Annotated in this window: 1 protein-coding gene; it reads left to right on the forward strand. The window is 63.7% G+C overall.

The annotated features are described in order from the left end of the window. Nucleotides 1–1,095 (forward strand): elongation factor Tu (tuf, locus tag ACWDU1_RS32510; protein ID WP_450004244.1); only part of this gene is annotated, 1,095 nt, incomplete at both ends.

The following is a 1,095-nucleotide window of genomic DNA, read 5'->3' on the forward strand; positions in this document are numbered from 1 at the left end:
ATCGGTCACGTCGACCACGGCAAGACCACGCTGACCGCGGCGATCACCAAGGTGCTGGCGGAGAAGTATCCGGATCTGAACGAGAGCTTTGCCTTCGATCAGATCGACAAGGCGCCGGAGGAGAAGGCTCGTGGTATCACGATCAACATCTCCCACGTCGAGTACCAGACCGAGAAGCGCCACTACGCCCACGTAGACGCCCCCGGTCACGCCGACTACATCAAGAACATGATCACCGGTGCGGCGCAGATGGACGGCGCCATCCTGGTGGTCGCGGCCACCGACGGCCCGATGCCGCAGACCCGTGAGCACGTGCTGCTCGCCCGTCAGGTCGGCGTGCCCTACATCCTGGTCGCGCTGAACAAGTCGGACATGGTCGACGACGAGGAAATCCTCGAGCTCGTCGAGATGGAGGTCCGCGAGCTGCTGGCTTCGCAGGAGTTCGACGAGGACGCCCCCGTGGTGCGCGTCTCCGGCCTGAAGGCGCTGGAGGGCGACGAGAAGTGGAGCGAATCCATCGTCGAGCTGATGAACGCGGTCGACGAGTCCATCCCGGACCCGGTGCGTGAGACCGACAAGCCGTTCCTGATGCCGATCGAGGACGTCTTCACCATCACCGGTCGTGGCACCGTCGTCACCGGTCGTGTGGAGCGTGGCGTGGTCAACCTCAACGAGGAAGTCGAGATCGTCGGCATCCGCCCGGAGAAGACCAAGACCACCATCACCGGTATCGAGATGTTCCGGAAGATGCTGGACACCGCCCAGGCGGGCGATAACGCGGGTCTGCTGATCCGTGGTATCAAGCGTGAGGACGTGGAGCGCGGCCAGGTCGTCATCAAGCCGGGCACCACCACCCCGCACACCGAGTTCGAGGGTCAGGCCTACATCCTGTCGAAGGACGAGGGTGGCCGCCACACCCCGTTCTTCAACAACTACCGTCCGCAGTTCTACTTCCGTACGACTGACGTGACGGGCGTTGTGACCCTGCCCGAGGGCACCGAAATGGTTATGCCCGGCGACAACACCGAGATGTCGGTGAAGCTGATCCAGCCGGTCGCCATGGACGAGGGTCTGCGCTTCGCGATCCGCGAGGGT

Source organism: Nocardia sp. NPDC003345, assembly GCF_053589395.1.